The following is a 22,009-nucleotide window of genomic DNA, read 5'->3' as shown; positions in this document are numbered from 1 at the left end:
CTTTTCAAACCTATAATATTGATTGAGGTGGGACCATGTCAAAAATTCTAACAACACAATTAAGTGGATTATTACAAAGAATAACACAAAATGAAGAAGAAGCTATTGAAGAAACAGCACGATTACTTGCACAAGCGGGTATTGGTGAAGGTAATGTCTATTTCGCATGCTTTGGTGAAATGCAAGTTATCGAATTAAATGCATGTCAAGCTGTGGAACGTTTTACTAAGTTAGTCCCTTGGACAAAAGATACAGTTATCACGGAAGCTGATCGTGTATGCATTTTTACACGTAGTTCACATGATGAGGATGCATTATCCTTTGCACAGCAATTAAATAATCAGTTTATTCCATTTGCAGCGGTTGCTAGCGAAGTTGCTAATTCCGAAAACCCACTAGCAGATTTAGCGTATACGTATATTTCAACACGCATACGAGGTGGTTTATTACCGAACGATTTAGGAAAGCGCATAGTTGTGCCACATGCTATTGCTGCCCTTTTTGTTTATGAAGCAGTAAAAATCGCGTATGATGAAATGCTTGGCCTTGATGACGAAGAGTTATAAAGAATCTATAAAGCTCCTTTTGTTCGTTTTATAGGAATACTTTGAAGATTTATCGAAACAAAATCTCATTTTATCGAAACTTTTTGGGCTTTTATCGAAAAACAAGCTCTTTCTTTTTATCAAAAAATCAACCCCTCGTTTTGCCGAAAAGCCAAAAAAAGAGTTGTCTCAGCACTTGAGACAACTCTTTTTTTCATTATTTGAATGTTGCTCCGATAAAATCGCGGAACAATGGCTGTGGACGATTTGGACGTGATACAAGCTCAGGGTGGAATTGGCATGCTACGAAGAAATTCTTTTCTGGTAACTCGATAATTTCCACTAATTTACCGTCAGGACTTGTACCTGAGAAGACAAGACCTGCAGCTTCCATCGCTTCACGATATTCATTGTTAAATTCATAACGATGGCGGTGGCGCTCATAAACAAGCTCTTGACTATAGGCTTCGCTTGCCTTTGAGCCATCTTTTAACTTACATGGATATAAACCTAAACGTAATGTACCACCGATGTCTACACTGTCGTTTTGATCTGGTAGGAAGTCGATAATCGGATATTCCGTATTTGGATCAAGTTCTGTAGAATGCGCTCCTTGTAAACCAAGTACGTTACGAGCAAATTCTACTGTTGCAAGCTGCATACCTAAGCAAATACCTAAGAATGGTACATCATTTTCACGTGCGTATTGTGTCGCTAAAATTTTACCTTCAACTCCACGATCACCGAAGCCACCTGGAACTAAAATTGCGTCAGCGCCTTTTAATAGCGTAGTAACATTGTCAGCATCTACATGTTCAGCATTAATCCAGTCAATCTCAATATCAGAATTAAATGCATAGCCCGCATGCTTTAATGCCTCTACAACAGAAATGTAAGCATCTTGTAGTTCTACATATTTACCTACTAATGCTACTTTTCGTTTATTTGGTAAGCACTTCACTTTCGCTACAAGCTCACGCCATTCTTCCATATCCGCCTCTGGTGCTTCAATACCAAAATGGTCAAGCACGATATCATCAATATCTTGTGCATGAAGGTTTAGAGGCACTTCATATAAATGTTCTGCATCGCGAGATTCAATAATTTCGTGTGGTTGAACATCACAGAATAAAGCTAATTTTTCTTTCATTTCCTGAGGTACTTCTTGCTCAGTGCGTACAACAATAATATTTGGTTGAATACCTAAAGAACGTAATTCTTTTACAGAATGTTGAGTTGGCTTTGTTTTTAGCTCACCCGCAGCTTTAATATAAGGAATAAGTGTACAATGAACATACATCACATTATTATGACCTAAATTCGTTTTCATTTGGCGAATTGCTTCAAGGAATGGCAATGACTCAATATCCCCAACTGTTCCGCCTACCTCTGTAATAACTACATCTGCATTTGTTTCGCGACCAGCTCGTTGAATACGATCTTTGATCTCATTTGTAATGTGAGGAATTACTTGTACTGTTCCACCATTGTAATCACCACGGCGTTCTTTTTGTAATACAGACTGATAAACACGACCCGATGTTACTGTGGAATGTTTTCCTAGGTTAATATCAATGAAACGTTCGTAGTGACCTAAGTCTAAGTCAGCTTCTGCGCCATCATCTGTTACAAAAACCTCACCATGCTGATAAGGACTCATTGTACCTGGGTCAATATTGATATATGGGTCAAATTTTTGAATCGTTACTTCTAATCCACGATTTTTTAATAAACGACCTAGAGATGCTGCTACAATCCCTTTTCCAAGTGATGACACAACCCCACCTGTTACAAAAATATACTTCGTCATGAAAAAATTCCTCCTTATGTTGTTCTAGAAATTGCTAGTAAGAAAAGTGCATTCACGCCACATGCTGATTCTAAGCATTGGTGTAAATTTCTCTACAGGCTAAGAAAATTAATATTTCTTATCCCTAAAATAAGAAAAGCCGAGAATGCCTACAAAATTGTAGGCGATTCGAAGCTGTCATCGTTTCTATCTCTTTTCTACTTTCCTTTTAAAAAGCTCTAACATATACTCAGTCACCGATTATTATACATCATGAATAATTTAGAGCATTACTATTCATTCCGTAGCTATAAACATGGGAGAACTTGACTGAATAAAGTTAAAAAATAAAAAAACGCCCCTCCTGCATAGGTTTGCAGGGGGAGCGTATTATATACACGGTCTTTCTCCTTTAATTAAGGAGCCCAAGTAAAAGATTAAACGTAACCGCGATAGAAGTCAAGATTTTTTACTACAAGGATAAAAGAAAGAAAATTTCAAAGAGTAATTATCTTAGATTTCATCCTCTTCTTCTTCAACCTCTTCATCATCATCGATAAAGTCTTCGTCGATTTCCTCATCGATGTCTTCTATATCCTCATCCTCAAAGTCGATATCTTCTTTAGCAGCATCTTCTTCTTCTTCTTCATCTAGATCATCTTCTTCAACGAATTCTTCATAATCTTCATCAAAGTCAATGTCTTCCTCTTCTAAATCTTCATCTAAATCATCTTCATCCTCAACAGCAGCTTTAGATTTTTTCTTATGAGTTTTAACAGAAGGAGCTGTTTCTTCTTCAATCTGTTCAACTTTATACCATTCACGTAAGCCCCAGCCTGTTTCCTGATTAAATAAGAAGCGGCCATCTACATTTAAATCTGTGTAAAATTGTAGTAGGCGAGCTTTAATTTCTTCATCACTATAGCCCACAAGCTCTTGAATAATTGTTAATAAGTCATTTAAAGACACTGAGGCACGTTTTTCATTTAAAATTGCATAAGCTAAGTTAATTAACGATTCTTCCGTTAATTGTTCTTTTGTCATTTCACGAAAATTCATTCGTGCACTTCCTTTCCTTCATCACAATGGACGTTTTAAATTCATATAGCTTTATTTTCGGAGCGCAGCAAAAAAGGCCGCACAAAAGTAACTTTCCATATCATAAGCATAATACCCATTATATACAAAGTTTTATCCTCTTTGCTAGCTTCAATTACTGTTTTTTATATCACGCATTTTTTTTATCCCTAAGTAAAACAAATAGACAGATAATATTAGTAAAGGAACAGCGCCAAATTGCTTATCATACAGGAAATAAACTCCTACCACCAAAGCTAAAATAATGATGTAGTTAATAGCAGATTTCATCATCTATTGCGCCTCCCCTTTTTTTTACATTTCTATTATAACGGAAATAAAAAGAAGTGCCTAATCCTAAGACTAGACACTTAAAACTACACAAACATTTTGTACAAAATAGAATAAATGTTATACAACGAGAAGATATGCACGCTTAGAATTACATATTACGACGATATTGTCCGCCTACCTCATATAAAGCATTTGTGATTTGCCCTAAGCTAGCGACTTTTACGGTTTCCATAAGCTCCGCGAAAATATTACCGTTGTTCACAGCTACTTGTTGTAAACGAGCAAGAGCCGCTTCGTTCTCTCCTTCATGTTGCTTCCAGAAGGCTTGTAAATTGTGAATTTGTGTCTCTTTTTCTTCCGTAGATGCACGCGCAATTTCCATATTGTTAATGTCATCTTCTGAAGGAGGATTCGGATTTAAGTATGTGTTTACACCAATGATTGGTAACTCACCAGAATGCTTTAGCATCTCGTAGTACATGGATTCCTCTTGAATCTTACCACGTTGATATTGCGTTTCCATTGCACCTAGCACGCCACCACGATCATTGATACGATCAAACTCTTCTAGTACAGCTTCTTCTACAAGGTCTGTTAACTCTTCTACGATAAACGCTCCTTGTAATGGATTTTCGTTTTTCGCTAAGCCATGTTCCTTCGTAATAATCATTTGAATGGCCATTGCACGACGTACAGATTCTTCCGTAGGCGTTGTAATTGCCTCATCATATGCATTTGTATGCAATGAATTACAGTTATCCTGTAAGGCCATTAACGCCTGTAACGTTGTGCGGATATCATTAAAATCAATCTCTTGTGCATGCAAACTGCGTCCAGATGTTTGGATATGATATTTTAATTTTTGTGCTCGTTCATTAGCACCGTACTTATCACGCATGACAACTGCACAAATACGACGGGCTACACGACCAATAACTGTATACTCTGGATCTAGTCCGTTAGAGAAGAAGAATGATAGATTTGGCGCAAAGTCGTCTATATTCATTCCTCGACTTAAATAATATTCCACATACGTGAAGCCATTTGCTAATGTAAAGGCCAACTGAGATATTGGGTTCGCTCCAGCTTCTGCAATATGATAACCAGAAATAGATACGGAGTAATAATTACGAACTTTATGATCGATAAAGTATTGCTGAATATCTCCCATCATTCGTAACGCAAACTCTGTTGAGAAAATACATGTATTTTGCCCTTGATCTTCTTTTAAAATATCTGCTTGCACGGTTCCACGTACTACCTGTAAAGTTTTCTCTCGTGTCTCCGTAAATTCTTCAATTGTCAAAGGTCGGCCAAGTTCTTTCTCACGTAGTTTCACTTGTTGATCAATAGCCGTATTCATGAACATCGCCAAAATAACCGGTGCCGGACCGTTAATTGTCATCGACACTGAAGTTGATGGTGCACATAAATCAAAACCTGCATAAAGCTTTTTCATATCCTCTAGTGTACAAATGGATACTCCTGACTCTCCAACCTTTCCATAAATATCTGGTCGGTAATCTGGATCCTCACCGTATAGCGTTACCGAATCAAATGCTGTTGATAAACGTTTTGCATCATCATCCTTCGATAAATAATGGAATCGTTTATTTGTACGCTCAGGCGTTCCTTCGCCAGCAAATTGTCGCTTCGGATCTTCCCCTTCACGCTTAAATTGGAATACCCCTGCTGTATACGGGAATTCACCAGGTACATTTTCTTTATAAACCCAGCGTAAAATTTCACCATAATCTACGAATTTCGGCAAAGCAACTTTAGGTATTTTTGTACCAGAAAGGCTTGTTGTCTTTAAAATTGTTCGAATTTCCTTATCACGAACTTTCGTGACAAATTCGTCTCCAGCATACGCTTCTTTTAAAGCATGCCAATTATCTAATATACGTTTAGACTCAGCCGTTAATTCATCTCTGAAACCTTCTGCTAAAGAAGTAAGTGATTCAACAAGTGCATCATTTGGCGCTTTTTCCTTAATCGCTGTAATAGCTCCCTCTAATTGGAATAGACGGCGAGCAAATTCCACCTGTTGCTCTGATTTTTTATGATAGCCACGCACAGTATCTGTAAGTTCTCGTAAATAATAACGACGGTCGTTTGGAATGATAACATCTTGCTTTTGGGTTTTCGCAAATTGCTCATAGCCTGTTTCCCAATTACTTCCTGTCTTCGTATTAATGATATTTACTAATGCAGCAAATAAAGCATTCGTTCCTTTATCATTAAATTGACTGGCAATCGTACCGTACACAGGCATATTATCAAGTGATTCATCCCAAAGCTCTCGTGAACGTTGATATTGCTTTTGTACTTGACGTAGCGCATCTTCAGAGCCTTTACGTTCAAATTTATTAATGGCAATAACATCCGCAAAATCAATCATGTCAATTTTTTCAAGCTGAGTTGGAGCACCAAACTCACTTGTCATAACGTACATGGATAAATCAGTGTGTTTTGTAATCTCGGCATCACCTTGACCAATACCACTTGTTTCTACAATGATTAAATCATAGCCCGCTACACGCGCTACATCTAGCACATCCCCAATTGAAGCAGTAAGCTCTGTACGAGATCCACGGGTTGCTAAACTACGCATATATACTCGATTATTGAAAATCGCATTCATACGAATTCGGTCACCAAGTAAAGCCCCACCTGTTTTTTGCTTTGTCGGATCGACAGAAAGGATAGCTACGCGTTTATCCGGAAATTCCTTTAGGAAACGACGAATTAATTCATCCGTTAAGGAAGATTTACCCGCACCACCAGTTCCTGTAATACCTAATACAGGTGCTCCTTTTGAGCGTTTACGAGCTTCTTCTAGCATCATTTTCGTTTCTTCATCATCATTCGACTCAGCAGCAGTTATTAAATTCGCTAAAATTTCTGGTGTTTCTGTCGTTAGAGCATCAAGCTTTTCTTGATAGCTACCTGTAGCAGTGGGGAAATCGGTTCCTTTAATTTTCTGATTAATCATCCCTTGTAATCCTAAAACACGCCCATCCTCTGGCGAGAAAATCCCAGCAATCCCGTAAGCATGTAGCTCTTTAATTTCGCGTGGTAAAATAACACCACCGCCGCCACCATAAATTTTAATATGTGGCGCCCCTTTTTCACGCAGCAAATCATACATATATTTAAAGTATTCCATATGCCCGCCTTGATAAGAAGATATCGCAATGCCTTGAGCATCCTCTTGTATCGCAGCATTTACGACTTCTTCCACGGAGCGGTTATGTCCTAAATGGATTACCTCTACACCGCTTGATTGTAAAATACGTCGCATAATGTTAACCGAAGCATCATGTCCATCAAAAAGACTCGATGCTGTTACAAAACGTACGTGATTTTTTGGACGATATACTTCTACCTTTGTCATATGAAATCCCCACTTTCTCCCCTTAATCAATTACACCTTTGTGTTATGAAACATAATTCATAAAAAAAAAATCGGTAATTGCAATGTCGCATTATGCAATTACCGACAACCCCTTTACAAAAACTTATTCGAACCCCTTTATGCCTGAAATAAACAATGTTATTTGCATTTCAATAAATTCGTCAATAGAGTGCTGACGATGGAGCGCCCATTTACGGAATGCCCAGCTTTGTCCAGAAACGACTAAGTTATTTGCTGCCAAATGAATTTGTTTATCGGTCATTGTTATTTCACCTGACTGCACACAGCGTTGTAGTAATCGCTCAAACGTACCAACCATTTCAAACTCTTTACTAAATACATAACGCTGTGCTTCTTTTGACAATGATTTAGTTTCCTGATACATGATTGTCAGCTCATCAACCATACTATCAATTTGCAAGAAATACTCTCGAATCATTTCCTTTAACTCTTCTATAGTTCCTGCCTTAATCTCATAACTTGAAAGTCGCTCCATCGCATGGTGATAAATACTATCACATACAAGGTAAAGGACGTCTTCCTTAGTACGAATATATTCATATAATGTTCCGATACTAAAGCCTGCAGCTTTTGCGATTTCTCTCGTCGTAGCACGATGAAAACCTTTTTCTCTAAATAATTTAATGGCTCCCTCTATCATTTGTTCTCGACGAATGGCGATGAGATTTTCATCTTTAACCGTTGACTGTACTTGGGGTCTTTTATCTCTTTCTGTCATACGTTATTTTGTCAACATTCGAGAGATAACAAGTCGTTGAATCTCTTGTGTACCTTCGTAAATTTGTGTGATTTTTGCATCACGCATGAAGCGCTCAACTGGATAATCTTTCGTATATCCATATCCACCAAACACTTGAACCGCCTCAGTCGTTACATTCATCGCAGTATCGCCAGCCATTAATTTTGCCATTGCAGATGCCTTACCATACGGTAGACCATTTGATTCCAACCAAGCCGCTTGGTATGTAAGCAGTCGAGATGCTTCAATTTGAGTTGCCATATCCGCTAGTTTAAAGGATACCCCTTGGTTGGCAGTAATCGGTTTACCAAATTGCACACGCTCTTTACCGTATTCAACCGCTGCATCCAAAGCTCCTTGTGCAATCCCTACAGCTTGTGCCGCAATACCATTACGTCCTCCATCAAGTGTTGTCATCGCAATTTTGAAGCCTTCTCCCTCAGCTCCAAGCATGTTTTCTTTCGGAACGCGACAGTTATCAAAAATAATTTCAGTTGTAGGAGATGAACGAATTCCTAGTTTTTTCTCCTTCTTCCCTACCGAGAAACCTTCAAAGCTAGCTTCAACGATAAAAGCAGTTGTGCCATGTTTAGCTTCTGGATCTGTTACTGCAAATACAACATATGTATCTGCTACTCCACCATTGGTAATGAAAATTTTCGAGCCGTTTAAAATATAATCATCGCCATCACGTTTTGCATATGTTCTCATGCCACCAGCATCAGAGCCTGATCCTGGCTCTGTTAAGCCATATGCACCGATACGTTTACCTTCTGCCATTGGACGAAGATATTTTTGTTTTTGTTCTTCATTACCGAATTTATAAATCGGCCAACCAGCAAGCGAAGTATGTGCTGATAAAGTAACCCCTGTTGACGCACATACACGTGATAATTCTTCTACAGCAATGACATACGCAAGATAATCAAAGCCTGCACCGCCGTATTCTTCTGGCCATGGAATACCCGTTAAGCCTAGCTCCGCCATTTTATCGAAAATTGCACGGTCAAACTCTTCGTTTTCGTCACGTTCCGCTGCTGTTGGTGCTACTTCATTAATAGCAAAATCACGAATCATTTCGCGTAATTGCTCATGCTCTTCTGATAATTGAAAGTTCATTGTCCATTTCCCCTTTTTTGTTAGACTCTGTTAGTGCTATATTGTTGATTTCTATATTTGATCATATTTCTGCGGTATGCCTCGGGAAACTGAGCAAATCTCTTGGTTACCTGAGCGGTTCTCCGGATAACCCGAGCGTTTTATTGCTAGACCTGATCATTTATTCAGATTACCGGAGCGATTTTTTAGCAATCAACATCATCCGTTAAAAATCAACTTTGCAACATAACATCAGACCTTATTTAAGTAAATGTTTACTAATGACTAGCTTTTGAATTTCACTTGTACCCTCATATATTTCTGTCACTTTTGCATCTCGGAAATAACGCTCTACTGGATAGTCTTTTGTATAGCCATAGCCACCAAAAATTTGTATAGCTTCTATCGTTGTTTGCACTGCTGTACGAGAGGCAAACAGTTTCGCCATCGAGGCCTCAGCCCCGCATGGCAACCCTTTTGTGCGTAAATCCGCTGCACGATAGACTAGTAATTTTGCTGATTCTACGGCAGTCGCCATATCAGCAAGCTTGAAGCCAACCCCTTGTTGTGCTGCAATAGGCTTTCCAAATTGAACGCGCTCTTTGGCATAAGCAGTAGCTGCTTCTAGCGCTGCCTCAGCAATGCCTAAAGCTTGTGCTGCGATTCCAATACGTCCAACATCTAAGTTGGCCATTGCAATTTTAAAGCCTTCCCCTTCCTCCCCAAGAAGGTTCATGGCTGGAATGCGACAGTTGTCGAATGTTAGTTGAAGTGTACGTGAGCCGTGTAAGCCCATTTTATGTTCATCTTTACCTATGATTAAGCCCGGTGTTCCTTTTTCAACAATAAATGCTGAAATACCGCGTGTTTTTTCAGCAGGATTCGTTGAGGCAAAGACAATATAAACATCTGCTTCTCCACCGTTTGTAATAAACACCTTGGAGCCGTTGATGATATAGTCATCTCCATCTCGCACTGCTTTGGATTGTAAAGAGCCGGCATCAGAACCAGCGCTAGGCTCTGTTAAACAAAATGCCCCTAAATATTCACCTGCAGCAAGCTTTGGAACATAACGTTTCTTCTGTTCATCGTTGCCGAAATAAATAATGGGATTTGTTCCCACTGAAGTATGCACAGATAAAATAACACCCATTACTGCACTAACCTTCGATAGTTCATTGATAGCAATTATGTACGATGTAAAATCCATCGCTGAGCCACCTAATTCCTCAGGCGTCGTGATCCCCATTAAACCTAATTCTCCCATTTGTGCAAGGAGTTCGCGTGGAAACTCTCCTGCCTCCATACGTTCTACCCACGGTTCAATTTTATCCTGAGCAAAATTACGAACCATATCACGCATCATTATTTGTTCATCTGTAAATTGTAAATGCATCTATAATGTCACCCCTGTACGTTGTCCCGTAGCATTTCATTTCGTTTGAATCGTCCCATCCCCATAGGATTATTCATAAACGTAAAAGCCTCTTCCAGATTTTTTGCCTAGCCAGCCTGCTGCCACATATTTACGAAGCAATGGACAAGGTCTATATTTACTATCCCCTAAGCCCTCATGTAAGATCTCCATGATGGATAGACATGTATCAAGACCAATAAAGTCTGCTAATGTCAACGGACCCATCGGATGATTCATGCCGAGCTTCATCACATCATCAATAGCTTCTTTCGATGCTACACCCTCATACAATGCGTAGATCGCTTCATTAATCATTGGTAATAAAATACGATTCGAAATAAAGCCTGGGAAGTCATTTACTTCCACTGGAGTTTTCGATAATTTCACTGTCATGTCTTCAACCGATTTGTAGACTTCATCACTTGTTGCTAACCCTCTAATAATTTCTACAAGCTTCATAACAGGTACAGGATTCATAAAGTGCATACCAATCACTTGCTCTGGACGATTTGTTACAGCTGCAATTTCCGTAATTGGTAAAGATGATGTATTCGTAGCTAAAATGGCATGTGCCGGTGCAATCTGGTCAATTTGCTTAAAGATGGATTGCTTCACTTCCATATTTTCCACAGCTGCCTCGATGATAATATCTACGTCACTAGCATCCTGTAAATCTAGTGACATACTAATACGACCTAAAATAGCCGCCTTCTCATCCTCAGTTTTACGACCCTTTTCGACATCACGTGTCAAGTTTTTCGTAATGACTCCTAAACCGCGTTCGAAAAATTCTTGCTTCATGTCGTTCAGTTTGACATCATAACCAGCTTGTGCACAAACTTGTGCAATGCCGGAGCCCATTTGTCCAGCACCAATAACCATCACTTTTTGAATTCCCATCATTCGTGTCCCCCTGTTTTCGGTACTTCAATCATAATCGCATCGCCTTGCCCTCCACCTGAGCAGATTGCAGCAATTCCGATACCACCGCCACGACGTTTTAATTCATGCGCAAGTGTTAAAATAATGCGTGCTCCAGACGCTCCGATTGGATGACCTAGTGCAACTGCACCACCGTTAACATTGACCTTTTCAGCATCTAAATCTGCCAGCTGCTTACTGACAAGAGCTACTGCTGCAAAGGCTTCATTGATTTCGATCAAATCAATGTCAGCTAATGATTTCCCTGTCTTTTTCAGTAATTTGTTAATGACAAGTCCTGGTGTTTGCGGGAAGTTCTCTGGTTCAATAGCAAGCTCTTCATGGCCGATAATAACTGCAAGTGGCTCTCTGCCTTCACGCGCTGCACGTTCCTCACTCATTACTACTAAGGCACATGCACCATCGTTAACGCCAGGAGCATTACCTGCTGTAATCGTTCCGTCCTTGTCAAAGGCTGGTTTGAGTTTGGCAAGTACCTCCATTGACGTACCAGCTCTTGGTGCCTCATCTGTATCGACTTGAAGCGGTTCTCCCTTACGTTGTGGAATTTCCACAGGCACGATTTCTTCAGCAAAGTAACCTTTGTCGATTGCTACAAGTGCACGTTCATGACTGCGAACAGACCATGCGTCCTGCTCCTCACGGCTTAACGAATATTCTTTCGCTGTTGCATTGCCGTAGGTTCCCATATGTGGCCTTGCCTTATCAAAGGCACAAGTTAAGCCATCATATAGCATGCCATCTACCATTGTTGAATCGCCCATGCGTAAGCCTGTTCGACCATTTTGTAGGTAATACGGTGCATTGGACATGGACTCCATACCACCAGCGATAATTACTTCTTCGTCCCCTAATCGAATTAGCTGATCTGCCAGTGTTACTGCGCGCATCCCAGACGCACAAACTTTATTGATTGTTTCTGTCTTTACTGCCATTGGTAAATTTGCTTTTATAGCAGCCTGCCTTGAAGGAATTTGGCCCTGTCCCCCTTGTAAAACGGAGCCTAAAATTACTTCATCCACTTCATTAGGCGAAATATTCGCTTTCTCAAGTGCCCCTTTTATGGCGATTGCCCCTAAATCACTTGCGTTTAATGCTGATAGTGAACCTCCAAACTTACCAAATGCAGTTCTTGCTCCTGCTAAAATTACAGCTCTATTCAAGTAAAACACCCCTTTTGTTTTACGTTCCAGAAGAAGTATTAGAGCATCCTCGTTGACTGAACGCTCGCTCGACCTCTTGCTATGAAAAATGGGAGTTATAATTGAACTCCCATCTCCATTTAATCTTATTCTACAAAACAATTATTTATTGTGCAATTTATATTTTTCAGATAACTAAAATATTTCTGCAATAACCATCATTTTTCTGCGTTAATTTCTATATTCTCGTCTTGTTCGACACTATCCACCGCAGCTACTACTTCTTCAACCATTACATCCGCTGCTTCTTCAACAGACTCCTCGACAGCTTTCACTTTTTCACCAAATACAGAACGCTCTAATAGTTCTGCAACATCGAATGTACCGATTGAATCCTCAACCTCTTTTGCCTTTGTACCATCCTCAAGCATTGTTAAGCAGTAAGGACATCCAGAAGAAATAACTGACGCATTAGTTGCTAAAGCTTGCTCTGTTCGTGCTACGTTAATACGGTTGCCGACATGCTCTTCCATCCACATTAAACCGCCACCTGCACCACAGCACATTGCCATCTCACGATTACGCTCCATTTCCACAAGCTTAACACCTGGGATACCACGTAATATCTCGCGTGGTGCATCATAAACATCGTTATAACGCCCTAAATAACAAGAATCGTGGAAAACAATCGTTTCATGAACTTCGTAGTTTAACGCTAGACGATTTTCATCAATCAATTGATTCAATAGTTCAGTATGGTGGTAGACCTCGCCCTCCCAGCCAAAGTCTTGGTATTCATTTTTAAAGATATTATAAGCGTGAGGGTCGATCGTAACGATTTTCTTCACGTCATTTTTCTCAAATTCATCAATATTTGCTGTTGCCAGCTCTTGGAATAAGAATTCATTTCCTAAACGACGAGGAGTGTCCCCTGAGTTTTTCTCTTTATTTCCTAAAATCGCAAACTTCACGCCTGCCTCGTTTAATAAACGACAGAAAGCTAATGCAATTTTTTGCGAGCGGTTATCAAATGCACCCATTGAACCTACCCAGAATAAATATTCCATTTCTTCGCCTGATTTTTTCAGCTCTTTCACTGTTGGAATATGAATTGTTGGATCTAAGTCACGCCAATTTTCTTTTTCTTTACGGTTTAAGCCCCATGGATTGCCTTGACGCTCGATATTTGTCATCGCGCGTTGTGCATCAGGGTTTACTTTTCCTTCAGTCATTGTTAAGTAACGACGTAAATCAATAATTTTATCTACGTGCTCGTTCATAACAGGACATTGATCCTCACAGTTACGACAAGTTGTACATGCCCAAATCTCTTCTTCTGTAATGACATCGCCGATTAAAGAAGGGTTGTAGATATCTTCAATGACTGCCCCCTCGGCTCCAGCTGCCATCGCTAGCTGATTGCCCTTTGTATTAGCAAAGAATTGATAAGGGACCCAAGGCTTTTGCTTTGTCACAACAGCACCTGTAAATGTTAAATGATCTCGTAGCTTCACGATTAAATCCATTGGTGATAGCATTTTCCCTGTTCCTGATGCTGGACACATATTGGTACAGCGTCCGCACTCTACACAAGAATATAAATCTAGCATTTGTTTTTGTGTAAAGTCTTGGATACGTCCAACACCTATTGCCGGAATATCCTCTTCATCTTCAGCATTTTCTAATGCTTCAAAGTCGATCGGTGTTAGCGTACCTGTACGATCTAAACGGTTCATGTACACATTAATCGGGCTTACAATCAAGTGGAAGTGCTTCGATTGTGGTACATACACTAAGAATGTCAAAAGAGTTAATAAGTGCGCCCACCACATTATATAGAAAACAACAGCCGCTGCTGATGCTGGTAAGAAACTAAAAATAGCAGCAATGCCAGAAGCAACTGGCTCTGTATAAGTTAGTCCTTCACCATGCCAAATTATTCCCATACCATTTGCAAGCAATGTAGATACCATTAACCCGCCAATGAAAATTAAGACAAGACCATTTTTCCAGCCTCGTTTTAGACGTACTAACTTTTCTACATAACGACGGTAAAATGCCCACACAACCGCCACTAAAATCATTAATACCACAAGCTCTTGGAAGAATGTAAACATACTGTAGAAAATGCCTAGTGGCAAATGTGATCCAGGTGCTAACCCCTTCCAAATTAAATCAATGGCCCCTAGCTGCACCATCAAAAATCCATAGAAGAACATGACGTGAATTAAACCACTCTTTGGATCTTTTAATAGCTTGTTTTGGCCAAGTACATTAACCATAAGATATCGAACTCGCTCTTTAACACTTTCATCAAACTCAACCTTTTTCCCCAATTGCACAAATTTATAGCGTGTTTTTAACAGATAGAAGAACAATCCTACTGCATAAAGCACAACCACGACTGTTAGAACAATGTTTGCAATTACTAATGGACTCATGGTTGGTCCCCCCTTTAGTTTGTCGTAAGTTTCTCTCTTTGTGATAAATTTGCTAGCTCATACGTAAATGTGCGTCATTCCATCATTATACTCCTATTCTAATAAATGAGTGAGCATTCAGTCAACATAAAACGGAAATATTTCTGATAATTTTATATTCTTACATTTTACAAGAAAAAAAGCCACCCTGAATTTTAAAGAGCGTACTAAAAAATTGAAGAAATTTATTTTTATATATTATAAATTTATCTCCTTTTGTTGTATTTAGATACTCAAAAAGTCGATTTGCATCATGTTTATTGATGACAAATCGACTTTTTCAGTTTAGGATGACATTTATTAAAACCTATGCCATGTATATAGGTTGATTGGAGTAGAGGCTAGGCGACTCCTCGGGGATCAGCGATAGGGGAACGAAGGCTAAAAGCATCACGTCCTGTGATAACGCCTTCGTGACCAACTTCGTGTTGGCCCAAGCGGCTAATCGGACGCCCCCAGGAAGCTTTGCTCTGTGCGAAAGCGTAGTGCTAACGTAGCGGCAGCAACAAAGCGCCCAGCCGGAACGGAAATCAACCCCACGTTTTGCTCATGAGCGTAATTTGTATATATAAATAAAAGGCTATTTTTTAAAGACATTGCCACTTCGAATATATTCAACATCCGCGACATTCAATCTAAAATTAACAACACGTGCTGCTGCAAATAAATAATCGGATAGACGGTTTAAATATTTTTGTACAATTGTCGGTACGTCTTCGATTTCCTTCATAAGCGTTACCATTTGACGCTCTGCTCGACGTGCTACTGTGCGACCTATGTGTAAAGTTGCAGCTGCTGGTGCACCACCTGGTAAAATAAAGCGCTGTAATGGTGGCGCTTCTTCTGACAATGCATCAATACGAGATTCCAACACCTCAATTGGCTGCTCTGTCAGCTTATAATGGCGTTCCTTCATGACGTTAGCAAGGTCGCCACCTGCATCGAAAAGCTCATGCTGAATCGTTTCTAAATCAATTAGAATATCCTTGAATAACTCACGATCTAGTTCACTAACAGCCTTACCAATAAAAGAATTTAATTCATCGATGGCACCATATGTCTCAACGCGTAAGCTATCTTTGTCAACACGTCCACCGATAAGACTTGTTTTCCCCGTATCGCCTGTTTTCGTGTAAAGTTTCATTTCTCTCATCTCCTAGAATTATTTTATCAATTTCGCCTTGGCGTAATTGTTGCTGTCGCTACGTTAGCACTACGCTTTCGCACAGATAAACAATGCGTCCGGATTTTGAATTGTGCCCGCACAATTCATTCCTTTGAAAATCCGTGACATCCGCCGGAGGCATTATCTTCATTTAGCAGGTGTATCTGCTGAATGAAGATAATTTTTTATTGCCTGCACAGTTGTTTCAAAAACACCTTTACCAATAATCTTACCTACATCAGTAATGGGACCACCGTACAGCATTTCTTCCCCTTTTTGTGTCGCTGCAATCAATAAACTATCTGTAGCCGTACCTGTTGCAATCGTACCACTAAGCTCATCACGAATATTTTCTGATTGCAATGCCTTTGTTTTCGCCTCATTAGCTGTCATCATTGCTTGGAAAAACGCTTCTTCTGATAAACAACCATTAACGATGACCCACGTATTTATAGTACCAATATATGGATCATCTTGTCTTTCATGTGCACGAGACACATCAACAGCATTGCCAACCCCAGCCGTAACAGCAACTAGGACGCTACCAAAAGAAGCTTTAAATTCATTAATAGCTACTAGATTTGTTGGGACTGCCGTTAACATGACGACGGTACTTGTAGATGAAAAATGCTCCTTTAGTAAAAATTCAGCGACCTCTCTTTTTACATCATTAATGACATAATCTATTGGTACAGAGCGATTTAGCAGACATTCATACCAACCGATACCCGGATTATGGACAGCTGAGGACACTGTTTTTAAAGGAAACTCTGATTGAAGCTGAATGTAATGATCTGTAATAGTGAAATTTTCTTTTTTAATGACAGCACGTTGCTGATGTTCAACTGAGGCTGGCATCATGGTAATTTGAGGCTTTGGAATTTCTGGATGTGCATAAGTTGCAACTCGGGCATGATAGACGTCTTCGATTTGCGAAGCGATTAATACTTCATGTGGCGCCCCCAATGCCCGCATCCGCCCTTCCTCCATTAGTAATAATTCATCACAATAGAGAGAAGCTAAATTCATATCATGCAGCACCATAATAACGGTTAAACTACGTTCAATTGCTTCCTTTCGCACCATATCTAAAATTTGACGTTGATGAGCAATATCTAGATGGTTCGTTGGTTCATCTAACAGTAATATTTCCGCTGTTTGCGCAAGCGCTTGGGCTACAAAAACTCTTTGTTGTTCACCGCCCGACAAGAATTCCATCGATGTCTGTTCATAGCGTTTCACACCTGTTTGCATCATTGCATTTTGAACTGCTTGTTCATCACGATCAGTCCAGCTTGAAAAGAAGCCTGTTTGATGTGGATACCGTCCAAGTGATACTGCCTCCCGTACACTGTTTGAAAAGGCATTAGCATGTAATTGCGGAAGCACCGCCATTTTTTTTGCTAGTGCACGAGCATTGTAAGAGCTACTATTTTTACCATCTACTAATATAGTGCCTGCAGTAGCTGGTAGTATGCCACTCATTACTTTTAACAGCGTGGATTTCCCGCTACCATTCGGCCCTAAAATCCCTAGTATTTTTCCTTTTTCAACGGAAAAACTAATATCATGGACGACCGGTACATCTTCATATCCACCAGAAAGATGTTCAACGACAATCATGCCCTTACCCCCTTGCCTCTACGTTGCTTATAAAAAATATAGGAAAAAACGGGCGCCCCAATAAATGCGGTAATGACACCAATCGGTAGCTCTCTTGGTATAATAATTGTTCGTGCTATTAAATCACAAATAATCAGCAAAGTTGCTCCATTTAAAAATGATAATGGCAATAAATGACGATGATCGGAACCCCAAACCATTCTCGTCATATGAGGAACAACTAAACCGACAAAGCCAATCGTTCCAGAAACCGCTACTGCAGCTCCTGTCAACATTGATCCACCCACTAAAATAATATATTTACTACGCTTAACATTGACACCTAAATGCTTCGCGCGTTCTTCACCATATAACAGAACATTTAACTCGCGTCTTTGTGTCCAAAGCATAATTGAGCCAATTATTACAAACGGGATAATCATCTGAACGTATGGCCAACCACGCATCGATACTGAACCGAGCAGCCATCCGATAACTTGGCGCAGCTCCTCACCAGACAATGCAATCATTAATGAAATCAGGGAACCTAGAAATGAACTAAATATAACCCCTGTTAAAATAAGAGTTTCCATTTTTAGCGAGCGGTCTACTATTCTAGCAAAGCCCATAACAGCTACCATCGTTAATATAGCACCAATCATACTAAAGATTGGCAATGTAAAATGGCCGACTACAGGTATTGAAATACTAAAGAAAATCGTCATAACTGCGCCAACTGATGCACCGGAGGAAACACCTAACGTATAAGGGTCAGCTAAAGGATTTTTTAATAAGCCTTGAAAAGCTGCCCCTGCAATAGCCAGTGATGCCCCCACAAGCCCTGCCAGCAGGACTCGAGGTAAACGAATCTTCCATAAAATATTGGCAGCTGTTTCATCAGCCGCCTTATTCCACACTACTTCTAGTGGAATATGAACTGAGCCTATCGCCACGCCACACCAGATGCTAATGATTAGAAGCGTAATTGCTGTTATATAGGCTACAATTGTTTTACTCATTTAAACGCCTCAGGGTAGACGGCTTTCGCTAGTTCCTCAAGACCATCTGCTAAACGAGGACCTTGACGACTTGTTATATTTTCATCTACTTGTACTATGGCTTTATCTTTTACTGCCGTAATTGTCTCAAAGCCTGCACGTTTTGGAATTTTCGTTAAAATATCAGGTACATAATTATATGCCACAACAATGACATCTGGATTTTTCGCGATAATTTGTTCAGCATCCATTTGATACCAGTCATTTACATCTGCTGCCACATTTTCAGCATGAATCATTTCTAGCATTTCATTCATAAATGTACCTTTACCAGCAGTATAAATCTGTGGCTCATCAGAAGATTCTACAAAGACTTTCTTTGGCTCAACACCCTCAAGTTTTGTTTCAACTTCTTCAACTTTTGCCTTCATGTTTGCGACTATTTTTTTAGCCTCTTCTAATTTTCCTGTTGCACGACCAAGCTGTTCAATCGTTGTGTAAGTTTCATTAAAGTTTTTTGCATCCGCTACAACAAATACTTTCACACCTGCTGCCTCAAGCTGTTCAATGGCTCCTTTTGAATAACTCATACCCGATGCATGCGCAAGAACGATATCTGGTGATAATGCAATAATTTTTTCAATATTGTAATCCATACCACCAACCTTATCTTTTTTAGTGGCCTCTGCTGGATAATCGTCATTGTCTGTCACACCAACTATTTCATCATTTAAGCCAAGGCTAAATAAAATTTCTGTGTTACTTGGAATAAGAGAGACAATTTTTTCAGGAGGTGCTTCTAGCGTAATATCCTTGCCAGTAGCATCCTTTATCGTCATTGGGAATGTTGCTTGATCTACTTTTGATGTCTCTTGTTGCTCAGAAGATGACGGCTTTTCATTTGTTGCCTCTTTTGTATTACATGCAGCAAGCAAGCCAATAGCTAAAAATGCTGATAATCCTATTTTCCAAATTTTCTTCATGTGAATCCCCCTTAGTCTAGTAGTGCATATAGTTTTTAACGCTTTGTTTTTCTGATTTATCGATTCATTTTAGTTTTTTATCGCCCAATATTTTGGGGTTATCATCAACCTTGCGAACTTCCCTCAACGTTATGGATTTATCGCCCACATTTTCAAATTTATCGACATTCATCTTCCAAAACAAATACCCCTCATCATAAACAATGAGGGGGTCAAATTTGCACAAAAAACATATACAAAATCCACCATCCTATCCTCGTAGGCTACAACGTGTTTTCTATAAAGGCAGGTCTCCTGGCTCGTGCTCCATACGCTTTTTCAAGCCTTCCCGAAAATTTCAGTGGCGTAGATTGAAAAAACTCACACATACAGTGGCGGGACCGCATCGGAATTACACCGATTTCCCTTTTCACTTTACTTAAGTAAAGAACCTTTATAATATTCAGTTGATTGTATTATACATGAAAATGAAAGAAGTCGCCTCCATTCGAGACGACTCCTAATCAAATCAATTATGCCTCGGCATAATTGCGTCCGGAATCGGCTTTGTGCTCGCACAAAGCCGATTCCGTGACATCCGCCGGAGGCTTAACTTCTTTCTGCGGGTGTTTGGACACCCGCTGAAAGAAGTTAAACTATATCTGAAAAATACTGTACCGTTTTCATCGGTGCACCCATTTCACGTAACGCCCATGTGTGCTCTAAATAAATATCTGCTAGCTTCTCATATTTGCCGCCGAATCTTTGTGCCCATTCTACAGCTACAACACTTTCATATAAATGTGCCATTTTCTCTGCAACCTTTTTTGCCTCAAACGTTTTCGTTGCATCATCTAAACGGCTAAATGTTTGCAAAGTTGAATCTAGTTTTGCTAATTGCTCCGCTACAATTTCGACTAATGGACTGTCCGTTAGTTTTTCTAGGCGCTCTTCCATGACACGAACAAACAATTCATGCACATGAAACTTATCAACTAAACGAATGAGCTCTAAAGCTAAAATATTCGCAGTCCCTTCCCACACAGTAAGTACCTGTGCATCTCTTAATAACCGTGGTGTAACAAAATCTTCAATATAACCATTTCCGCCATGTAATTCAATGGCCTCACTAGCATAATGTACAGCTTGCTCTGCCGTTTCTTTTTTCATGATCGCAATATACAAGCGATTCAAAATGATGTCCTCTTTATTCGCCTGCCCACTAGTTACTTTATCGTACAGCTGAATAAGATCAAAAACCGCGGCAACTTCTACATGAAGCTTGGCAGCGAATTTCCCTAGTGTATCCTGAATCATAGGATATTGCGTTAAAGGCTTACCAAACGCATAACGATTTGTCACATAATGCTTCGCCTCTAAATAGCCACGGCGCATAATACCGATAGAAGCAACCGCATTGCAAATTCTTGATAAATTAAGTGCCTCCAGCATATAATAAATTCCTTTATTCGGATCACCTACGACATAAGCTAGCGCACCATCAAATTCAACCTCACCAGAAGGTACTGCTCTAACACCAAGTTTATCCTTTAAACGCCGAATGCGGAGATTATTAACTGTGCCATCCTCATTTCGCCAAGGAACTGCAAATAAAGTTAAGCCCTTTGAACCTGCCTGAGCCCCTTCCATGCGTGCCAATACCATGGTTACTCCACACATTCCTGCGTTAGATGCAAAATATTTCTCCCCATATAAACGATACTGATTGCCGTCCTTTCTTGCCTCTACAACATTCGCCCCAACATCAGAGCCCCCTTGACGCTCCGTTAAAAATGTAGCCCCCTCATAGAGCTCTGTATCTCCTGTTGCACAAACGTGTGGTAAAAAGCGCTCCTTCACCTCATCACTCGCATAATGATCAAGTAAATAAGCAGTTGCCATCGTTAACGTAACAGGACAGTAAAAGCCTGGTTCAGCATGTGACAGTATATAACCTTGAGCAAAGCTATACACATAATTGCCCTTTCTACCTAGTTGCGGGATATCCTTGTGCACATAGCCAACAATGCCGGTATTGTACGTCTCTTCAATAGTCTTTTTATAACCATCATTGACCCAAATCTCTGACACTTCTTCACCATAGGCATTATACCTTTGTAATCGAGGTTCACCCTCTCTATCCGTATGCTTGGCTCTCACATCAATATCTCCCGCACAAAGCTCACCGAAATCTGTTAGCTCACGTGTTGCATATTCCACAAACTCTTTATCTAGCATCATTTCTAAAACTTTATGAAGTGTATCATTCTCTTTAAAAAAGTTCTTTGTTTTCATTTCTTCCTGCTGTAAAACCTTCATG

General features: G+C 39.9%; 16 protein-coding genes and 1 riboswitch. Of the genes, 1 reads left to right on the top strand and 15 read right to left on the bottom strand.

What is annotated here, in order from left to right; all coding sequences use genetic code 11:
• The first annotated feature begins 35 nt into the window (after window positions 1–35).
• Entirely contained in the window at window positions 36–566 is a 531-nt protein-coding gene (locus tag ACIQLB_RS12075; RefSeq protein WP_400725692.1) for a DUF2529 family protein, read from the top strand.
• 196 nt (window positions 567–762) lie between these two features.
• Here ACIQLB_RS12075 and ACIQLB_RS12070 read toward each other — a convergent pair whose 3' ends face one another.
• The 15 genes from ACIQLB_RS12070 to ACIQLB_RS12000 all read right to left on the bottom strand — a co-directional run bounded on the left by ACIQLB_RS12070 (window position 763) and on the right by ACIQLB_RS12000 (window position 22,008).
• A complete protein-coding gene (locus tag ACIQLB_RS12070) occupies window positions 763–2,355 on the bottom strand; it encodes a CTP synthase (RefSeq protein ID WP_400725689.1) in 1,593 nt (530 codons plus the stop codon).
• A 492-nt stretch (window positions 2,356–2,847) separates the two neighbouring features.
• Window positions 2,848–3,393, bottom strand: a complete 546-nt coding sequence (gene rpoE / locus ACIQLB_RS12065; RefSeq protein WP_400725686.1) for a DNA-directed RNA polymerase subunit delta — start codon at window positions 3,391–3,393, stop codon at window positions 2,848–2,850.
• 150 nt (window positions 3,394–3,543) lie between these two features.
• The gene (locus ACIQLB_RS12060; protein ID WP_400725683.1) at window positions 3,544–3,705 is read right to left on the bottom strand and encodes a hypothetical protein; all 162 of its coding nucleotides are present in this window, start codon (window positions 3,703–3,705) and stop codon (window positions 3,544–3,546) included.
• 148 nt (window positions 3,706–3,853) lie between these two features.
• Entirely contained in the window at window positions 3,854–7,102 is a 3,249-nt protein-coding gene (gene icmF, locus ACIQLB_RS12055; RefSeq protein WP_400725680.1) for a fused isobutyryl-CoA mutase/GTPase IcmF, read from the bottom strand.
• A gap of 124 nt (window positions 7,103–7,226) precedes the next feature.
• Window positions 7,227–7,862: a TetR/AcrR family transcriptional regulator gene (locus ACIQLB_RS12050; RefSeq protein ID WP_400725677.1), complete on the bottom strand. Its 636-nt coding sequence runs from the start codon at window positions 7,860–7,862 to the stop codon at window positions 7,227–7,229.
• A gap of 3 nt (window positions 7,863–7,865) precedes the next feature.
• Entirely contained in the window at window positions 7,866–9,002 is a 1,137-nt protein-coding gene (locus ACIQLB_RS12045; RefSeq protein ID WP_400725674.1) for an acyl-CoA dehydrogenase, read from the bottom strand.
• Between the two features lie 238 nt (window positions 9,003–9,240).
• The gene (locus ACIQLB_RS12040) at window positions 9,241–10,377 is read right to left on the bottom strand and encodes an acyl-CoA dehydrogenase (RefSeq protein ID WP_400725672.1); all 1,137 of its coding nucleotides are present in this window, start codon (window positions 10,375–10,377) and stop codon (window positions 9,241–9,243) included.
• 69 nt (window positions 10,378–10,446) lie between these two features.
• The gene (locus ACIQLB_RS12035) at window positions 10,447–11,298 is read right to left on the bottom strand and encodes a 3-hydroxybutyryl-CoA dehydrogenase (protein WP_400725871.1); all 852 of its coding nucleotides are present in this window, start codon (window positions 11,296–11,298) and stop codon (window positions 10,447–10,449) included.
• Window positions 11,298–12,503 carry an acetyl-CoA C-acetyltransferase gene (locus tag ACIQLB_RS12030; RefSeq protein ID WP_400725670.1) on the bottom strand — a complete coding sequence of 402 codons (1,206 nt, stop codon included), beginning with the start codon at window positions 12,501–12,503 and terminating at the stop codon, window positions 11,298–11,300. The genes ACIQLB_RS12035 and ACIQLB_RS12030 overlap by 1 nt, the downstream gene beginning before the upstream one ends.
• Before the next feature lie 197 nt (window positions 12,504–12,700).
• Window positions 12,701–14,923: a heterodisulfide reductase-related iron-sulfur binding cluster gene (locus ACIQLB_RS12025; protein ID WP_400725668.1), complete on the bottom strand. Its 2,223-nt coding sequence runs from the start codon at window positions 14,921–14,923 to the stop codon at window positions 12,701–12,703.
• A 619-nt stretch (window positions 14,924–15,542) separates the two neighbouring features.
• Window positions 15,543–16,106: a cob(I)yrinic acid a,c-diamide adenosyltransferase gene (locus ACIQLB_RS12020; RefSeq protein WP_400725665.1), complete on the bottom strand. Its 564-nt coding sequence runs from the start codon at window positions 16,104–16,106 to the stop codon at window positions 15,543–15,545.
• Between the two features lie 168 nt (window positions 16,107–16,274).
• A complete protein-coding gene (locus ACIQLB_RS12015; protein ID WP_400725662.1) occupies window positions 16,275–17,750 on the bottom strand; it encodes an adenosylcobinamide amidohydrolase in 1,476 nt (491 codons plus the stop codon).
• Window positions 17,747–18,748 (bottom strand): FecCD family ABC transporter permease, encoded by a 1,002-nt coding sequence (locus ACIQLB_RS12010; protein WP_400725659.1) that lies wholly within the window; start codon window positions 18,746–18,748, stop codon window positions 17,747–17,749. Before ACIQLB_RS12010 ends, ACIQLB_RS12015 begins: the two co-directional genes overlap by 4 nt.
• A complete protein-coding gene (locus ACIQLB_RS12005) occupies window positions 18,745–19,710 on the bottom strand; it encodes an ABC transporter substrate-binding protein (protein ID WP_400725656.1) in 966 nt (321 codons plus the stop codon). Before ACIQLB_RS12005 ends, ACIQLB_RS12010 begins: the two co-directional genes overlap by 4 nt.
• Window positions 19,711–19,977: 267 nt before the next feature.
• Window positions 19,978–20,160, bottom strand: a riboswitch (cobalamin riboswitch).
• Between the two features lie 180 nt (window positions 20,161–20,340).
• Window positions 20,341–22,008: an acyl-CoA dehydrogenase family protein gene (locus tag ACIQLB_RS12000; protein ID WP_400725653.1), complete on the bottom strand. Its 1,668-nt coding sequence runs from the start codon at window positions 22,006–22,008 to the stop codon at window positions 20,341–20,343.
• Window position 22,009: the final 1 nt, after the last annotated feature.

Source organism: Lysinibacillus sp. NPDC092081, from assembly GCF_044755845.1.
Taxonomy (GTDB): Bacteria; Bacillota; Bacilli; order Bacillales_A; family Planococcaceae; genus Lysinibacillus.
Note: the sequence above shows the minus strand (reverse complement) of the source record. Positions and strands in the feature narration are given on the sequence as shown.